This is a genomic window from Calyptranema fuscum S582 (assembly GCF_055793305.1).
In genome coordinates, this window is the sequence record NZ_JBSLYH010000011.1 from 163,001 (window position 1) to 169,751 (window position 6,751).

Annotated in this window: 7 protein-coding genes; 3 read left to right on the plus strand and 4 right to left on the minus strand. The window is 49.1% G+C overall.

Annotated features, from left to right (window positions below; translation table 11 throughout):
• The first annotated feature begins 142 nt into the window (after positions 1–142).
• Complete coding sequence (locus tag ACR6Z4_RS10335; RefSeq protein ID WP_479717176.1) at positions 143–541, plus strand: allophanate hydrolase-related protein; 399 nt, start codon at positions 143–145, stop codon at positions 539–541.
• Here the strand turns inward: ACR6Z4_RS10335 and ACR6Z4_RS10340 are convergent.
• From ACR6Z4_RS10340 to ACR6Z4_RS10355, 4 genes are all read right to left on the minus strand, one after another.
• Positions 530–2,473, minus strand: coding sequence for a CBS domain-containing protein (locus tag ACR6Z4_RS10340; RefSeq protein WP_479717177.1), 1,944 nt, complete (start codon positions 2,471–2,473; stop codon positions 530–532). The genes ACR6Z4_RS10335 and ACR6Z4_RS10340 overlap by 12 nt on opposite strands.
• Positions 2,474–2,895: 422 nt before the next feature.
• Positions 2,896–4,230: an alkaline phosphatase PhoX gene (locus ACR6Z4_RS10345; protein WP_479717178.1), complete on the minus strand. Its 1,335-nt coding sequence runs from the start codon at positions 4,228–4,230 to the stop codon at positions 2,896–2,898.
• Positions 4,231–4,587: 357 nt separating this feature from the next.
• Positions 4,588–5,370 (minus strand): MBL fold metallo-hydrolase, encoded by a 783-nt coding sequence (locus tag ACR6Z4_RS10350; RefSeq protein ID WP_479717179.1) that lies wholly within the window; start codon positions 5,368–5,370, stop codon positions 4,588–4,590.
• Between the two features lie 208 nt (positions 5,371–5,578).
• Positions 5,579–5,785 carry a hypothetical protein gene (locus ACR6Z4_RS10355; protein ID WP_479717180.1) on the minus strand — a complete coding sequence of 69 codons (207 nt, stop codon included), beginning with the start codon at positions 5,783–5,785 and terminating at the stop codon, positions 5,579–5,581.
• Between the two features lie 168 nt (positions 5,786–5,953).
• Here ACR6Z4_RS10355 and ACR6Z4_RS10360 point away from each other — a divergent pair, with 168 nt between their 5' ends.
• Both ACR6Z4_RS10360 and ACR6Z4_RS10365 read left to right on the plus strand, forming a co-directional pair.
• Entirely contained in the window at positions 5,954–6,313 is a 360-nt protein-coding gene (locus tag ACR6Z4_RS10360) for a hypothetical protein (RefSeq protein WP_479717181.1), read from the plus strand.
• 19 nt (positions 6,314–6,332) lie between these two features.
• Positions 6,333–6,704, plus strand: a complete 372-nt coding sequence (locus tag ACR6Z4_RS10365; RefSeq protein ID WP_479717182.1) for a hypothetical protein — start codon at positions 6,333–6,335, stop codon at positions 6,702–6,704.
• The last annotated feature ends 47 nt before the right edge of the window (positions 6,705–6,751 follow it).

Genomic DNA, 6,751 nt, shown 5'->3' on the forward strand with positions numbered 1-6,751 from the left:
CGTGCCCAACGGGCACGAACAATCAACTCTTCTCATCACGTTTCGGATCGGTAATTTAGAGAATGGATTTTGTTGTGAGACAATTACAGCTTCCAACTCAAACCGGGTTTAGAAGTTAGCAAGGAGTGCGATCGCCTTAATCATGCAGTCTGTAAAGTTAGCCGTCAATGGTACCCTGATGCGTGGGTTAGAACTCAACGATAACCTCATCCGGGTGGGTGCAGAATTTATCCAAGAAACCACAACAGAAGCCAGTTATCGGCTGTGGTCGATTAGCGATCGCCACCCAGCGATGATTCGGGTTAAAGAAGGAGGCGTGGCGATCGCTGTTGAAGTCTGGAATGTTCCCTTTGAGGGCATCTGCCAGATTTTGCTTCAAGAGCCACCCGGCTTGTGTATTGGCAAAGTTCGGTTAAATGATGGCGAAGTCGTATTGGGCGTATTGGGCGAACCCATCGCCTGTGAAGGACAACGCGAAATTACCCGTTGGGGCAGTTGGCGGCTGTATATGGCAGATCACCAAGTGAATTTAGCCCGATAGGTTAGATTTTGGGAATAAGACTTTAAAGACTGTTCTGCTACCCCTCTCAACGGCAACCGTGCCTTCTAACCCTTCTGCCAATGCGATCACGAGTTTTAAGCCGATAGAGGTCAAGTTATCTAATGAGAAATCGTCAGGCAGGCGATCGCCTTGATTAGCAACGGCTAGGCTCAGCTGGTGATCGGGGGTTTCATTTAGATAGATTGAGATCTCACCTGATTGATCGTCGTTCAAGCCATATTTCAAGACATTGGTTACCAATTCATTCAAAATCATGCCGCAATAGGTTGCCTGATCGAGGGTGAGGGATAGGGTTGGTTCGATGGCGATCGCCAGTGCAATGTGTTGAGGCGATTCGACGTAGGTCATAAGCAAATTTCGCACCAGTCTGCTGACATAGTCTGCGAAACTACTTTGATTAAAAGAGTGCAATTGATACAAATTTTCGTGCACCATCAGCATCGATTGAATGCGATCGCGACTACTTTCGAGGAAGATCTTTGATCGAGGTTCTGTAATCCGATTGATTTGCATGTCCAGCAAGCCAGTAATGACTTGCAGATTATTTTTGACTCGATGCTTCACCTCTTGCAGAAGTGTTTCTTTTTCTCGCAAAGAGGCTTTGAGATGTTCTTCAGCTTGCTGGCGTTCTGCTTCGCGATACTTGCGATCGCTAATATCTTGCCCGACGGCTTGATATTCTACTAATTGATTTTGGGAATCGAATACGGCGCAATAACTCCATTGCTGCCACGCCAGTTTTCCGGTGGGCAAAACCGCAGAGGTTTCGACCCTGGTGATGGGCTGGTCTGCGGTCAGGTTGTCAAGTGCCGCTACAATCAATGGGCGATGGAGATCGATCAGCTCATCCATGAAGTTGCTACCCATCAGGGCTTGGCTGGTTTTGCCAAAATAACGACAGTACGCATCGTTGACAAATGTTAGGCTGCCATCGGGCAAAAAACGGCTGATCAGTTCGGTTTGTAGTTCAACGACGGCTCGATATCGGGCTTCACTTTCGGCGAGTGACTCCACCAATTGGCGTCCCCGCATGACTTCTTGGTTTAACTGCGTGGTGTTTTCATCAATTTTTTGTTGCAACGTTTGAATGGTCACTGCCAGTTCTATGGGATCCAGCATCCGCAAAATGCTGGTTTGGGTGATGATTCCGGCAAGTTCTCCGGTGGTTTCGGCAACAACCAACCGCCGTGTATGGCGATGTTGCATTTCTCGATGAACCGTCCATAGCGAATCGTGCGGATGCAGGGTAAACAGTGGAGTACTCATGAGACTACTGATGGGAGTCTGCTCAAAATCCACTTGTAAAAGCTGAAACTGCAAGATATCTCGCTCGGTAATAATGCCAACGGGGCTAATTGCGCCATCTGCTCTTGTTTCGGTAATTACGATGCAACTGACCTGTCGCTGGGTCATTTGTTGAATAATGGTTTGTACCGATGCGGTCAAGGGTGCATGGATAACGTGCCGTTCCATGGCTTCTTCGACTTGTTTGAATTTCAACAAATCGAACGGTTTTAACTGATTGCGAATGCTGTGTGGCGTGATGATGCCGATGATCTGTCCTTGCCCATTGATAACGGGTAGATGGCGAATGTGATGTTGACGAAATTGATCGAGAACTGTAAATAAATCTTTGGCATCGTGATCGGTGATCGTAACGACCGAGTGAGTCATAACGTCAGCGATCGCAATAGCTTCCAAATCTATATGGCTGGCGATCGCTTTAACCAAGTCGCGCTCTGTAAAAATGCCGACTAGTTGGTTTTGCTGAGTCACCAGGGCACAGCTCGACTGAGAATGGCTCATCTGAGCTAAAACTTTATTAACTTGTGTCTCCGGTGCCACTATCAACAGATCGGATTGAGTCTCAGGAGCGAAATACAGGAGACCAGAGCCGGACACTTGGGACATTTATCTTCCCTTTTCGCAAAAAACAGGAAATCACACGCTAAGACCCTATGCAAAAACGGGGTAACAGAGAGAATTTTGTGTGCCCGCAGGGCACACAAAATTCTCTCTCCGGATAGGCTCTCAGTACTATAAATAGCAAATTCTGCCTGTTCCATCCGTAAAGTGATAGGATTTCGGCTTTTTACAGCGATTATGGTTCGATTTGGGATTTTGTACAGTGAATGATACCAATTAAACAGAACTTCAGACAAACACTGCGAGATCAAACAACGCTCACCTCAGCCAGGAGCTTCTTTCCCAATACTGCTCATACCGATTTAATGTGAAGCTGCGTCTTATTCAACCCCCGGCTGTTGCCGTCCCCCTTAGCAAGGGGGACTACAGGGGGTTCTAGTTTAGCGCAACTTCATAAAAGATTGGTATCAGGAAGGGCGATCGCGCCAAATAGCGACTGTTATTCCGGGATCATAGATATTGAGAAATAAGGTAGAGCGATCGGGCGACCAGCAAATTCCTGCAAACTCTGACCCGTTCAATGCATTATGAGCAAATGGGTAGAACTGTCCCGTTGGCGTCACACCCACCACAAACTGATCGCCGCGCCCGTCTTCACAGAGCAATACATCCCCATTTGGCGCTATGACCAGGTTATCAGGAAAATCTAGTACAGTTGCATCATCGGGTTGTAACCACAATTCCAGGGTGTCTGTTTCTGCGGATGTTGCCGCTGCTCTATAGCGCCAAACTTGCCCCAGTTGTCTATCTCCGCCATTGGTGCAGGTAAAATACAAATCCCCGTTGCTGTAGCAGATGCCTTCTCCCCTGGAAAACTGAGCTGCACCCTTTTGCCAACCCTCGATCCGAACCGTATCGTCAGGGGGATCAACCTGGTCGATAGGCACCCACTCGACCGCAACGGGTTGCCGCTGAGGAAACTGGGAACGGGTTATTGCCTGGGGTTGATCTTTGATACACAGTGCCTCCAGTACACCCCCTGCTTTGAGATTTCCGGGTTGATGAGGAATAAATCGGTAGAATAGCCCATCTACTCGATCCTCCGTCTGATACACCATACCCGTACGGGGATCAACGGCGATCGCTTCATGGCAAAACCGTCCCATTGCAATCAATGGCTCTGGATCGATCAACCCGGTTGCGGTGATCGGCACTTCAAAATTATACCCGTGTGGTTGCTCTACGTGGTCAGGCTGCTCTGGTTGATTATTCGCCGGGGTTGCCGTAAATTCTTCACAACTGATCCAAGACCCCCAGGGCGTTGCCCCACCCGAACAGTTACGAACGGTGCCTGCTAATGACGCATATTGCCGGATCAGTTGCCGTTGGCGGGATACCACCAGTGTAGTTGTCCCCCCTTTGCCCCATCGGTCATAGCGTTTAGCCACGGGAGCCGCGACCTGGGTGAGGCTACTGGGCAACAATTCGTGATTGCGAATGAGAATTGTATTTCCCTGCTCATCGGCAAACGCTGCCATGCCATCAAATGCGCCGGGAACCGGGTGCCCATCACTCATGACGTCTCCCTGGTGCGAGAGAATGCGATAGCGAAATCCGGCAGGCAGATCTAACACCCCGTTGGGATCGGGCTGCAACGCCCCATAACCTATGCTATCTGCCGCGATCGCATGGGATAGCGTATTGATAGATTGACGGTTGCAAGCCGGCAAAAAATCAGCAAAAACGGCGGCAGTTGTGCCGTAGCTTGCCAGGGCAAGAAATTGGCGTCGCGTTAAAACCATAGAGTCCGGTTTAAAGCCAATAGGTTAATGAGTAGATCTTTGGAACCAAGGGCATCGCCCTTGGTTCCAAAGATCTACTTCATGTATAGCCGTCCTCATTTGACCTTATTCATACTCAAGACACCCGATACCAGCATGAACATGCCGCCCATTAAAATGGCGATCGCTACTCCACCCAAGATCCAATCGAGCCAACCTGTATTTTCCATGTCATATCCATCTTGTGATTCTGATGTGTCAGATCACAGCTTCAATAAAACCCGAGAATCTTTTGCAACGCACGGCAACGCTGTGCATTGCAAAACAATCTTTAAGTTATTAAACCCACGATCTGAAGATGCTGCATCCCATCCATCATTATGGTTTCATCGCGGCTGCTTTTTGAGGAAGAATCTCAACGCGATCGCCCGGTGTCACGTCTAATAACTGGGTTGAGAGGTCGCTTTGGGCTAATTGCGATCGCATTTCCTCAATACTGCCTGTGGTTTGTAACACTGCATTTAAGACCCCTGTAAACACAACCTCACCACCTGCTGCGGTCGGTAGTAGATATTGAGGATGTAACATATGCAAGGCATCCAGCACCGTTTTATGACCCTGAATCACAGGCCCCAATAACGGCACCCTCAGATCGATCACAGGGGTAATGACAACATCGACTGGGGCAAAGTCCTTTAAGCTCTCAGAGTGATAGCCATGCGGTTCGTAATAAAGACTTTCGCCAGATGCTAAATCTCGTAGCAGATACCCGTTTTCGGTCAAAAATGGACCCAACTCCGTTCCTGGAAATGCCCGAATTTCTAGCCGATCTGCCAGCGTTGTCGTTTCTCCATGGGCTAATGGCGTAATCTGTTGATAATCCAGGGCTGTGACCACCTTGGCGGCATTAGGAGAGGCGACGACAGGAATCGTGCGATCCAATTGTTTAAGGGTGGGAGGATGGGCATGATCTTCCAACCCTTGAGATAGCAGAATGCAGTCAATATTGGTTGGAATGGAACGAGCGCTGGGGCGATCGCCCTTAAAAAACCAGTCCTGGTTGCCAAATACCAACGAACCTACCAGCCAGGGATCTAGTAAAATTCGTTGCCCTGCCATCTCAATTAACCAGGAATTGCTATCCAGCCAGGTCAGATACATAAGCCTTCCACAACAACATCTAACGCCTTACCCATCGTGGAATACAGAACTTTGCCGACAGAAAAGTCCCACATCTCACACTAGTGTTGCAAACACCAAATTTTGCAACATGGGGGTTTGGGGGCGAAGCCCCCAAGAAGGGGTTCTACCCTTCACCCCTTACAAAACTTTCGTTTTGCTGTACTAGATTAGGTTGACACTCTCTATTCTAATGAATCTTAACAAAACTAAACACAAAGATAGAGCCACTGACCCAGCTAGATAGCAGCAACTCCTGCAAGGGCAAGGCATTCGTTAAATAGTCGTTGGTAAATGGCGAACATCCTGATCCGAATGCTTCACCCCTAAAATTTACCGGATCACTCTGCCCCTCCACCCCTTCACCCTCCACCTCTTCACCCCTCCACCCCTTCATCTCTTCACCCCTCCCTTCATCCCTTCACCCCTTCATCCCTTCATCGCCCTACTGCTGGTCGGCATCCTCAGCAGCACCTTTGTCGTCAACAATTTCGCCTTTCAAAAGTCTTACCACCCCGATCAGATCGCCAAAACCCTGTATCTGGAGCCAGAGTCTCCACTGGTGGTGATTGTGGGATATCGATCGCTGCAAGAAGTAGCGTTGGGGTTGAGTTTTGCCTTGGAATTGCGCCAGTTTTTTCCCAAAGATGCTACCCAAATTCCGGTGCAATACGGTTTTGTCGCCAATCAGTCTCGCCTGCGGCAGTTTTGGCGCGATATTGCCCAGGTGCCCCAACCCTTGACCCCACCCCTCAATTTGTGGGTGCTGGCGTCGTCGAGTGTCAAACGTCGCGACTTTCCCGAGCAACTCCAGTTATCAAATCCGACGCAAACCGATCCGAGACACCAAAGCTTATGCATAATTGATCGCAGCCAGTCTTATCGGCTGGGGTTTCCGTATCAGTTGTATCGCTGCAAACCTTGAAGCAAACGGCAGTTTCGCAATGGCAGACGTGAGTGGAAGTTGGTTGGGAACATACTGGCAAGATGAGGTTCCTACACGATTTGAAGCCACGTTGTTGCAACGTGGAAATTTGCTCAGCGGCAATATTCTCGATGATGATTATTTAGGGGAAGCGGAGGTGAGTGGCTCTGTGGTGGGACGGACAATCCAGTTCACCAAGTGCTATCTCATCGTGTCGCTGTTTCCGGTGAACTATGTAGGCACCCTGGCAGACGATGCTAACTCGATGCAAGGAACCTGGCAAATTGGCACCCTGGATTCGGGTGCCTGGGAAGCCCATCGTCATCAGGATGACTGGATGGCAACATTTCAAACCCGGTTAGCCCAGTCATTGGATGTAGTGGGTCGCTAATGGACTGACAAAACACCTGAACCTATGATTCTTGCCGAAGTTGGGTT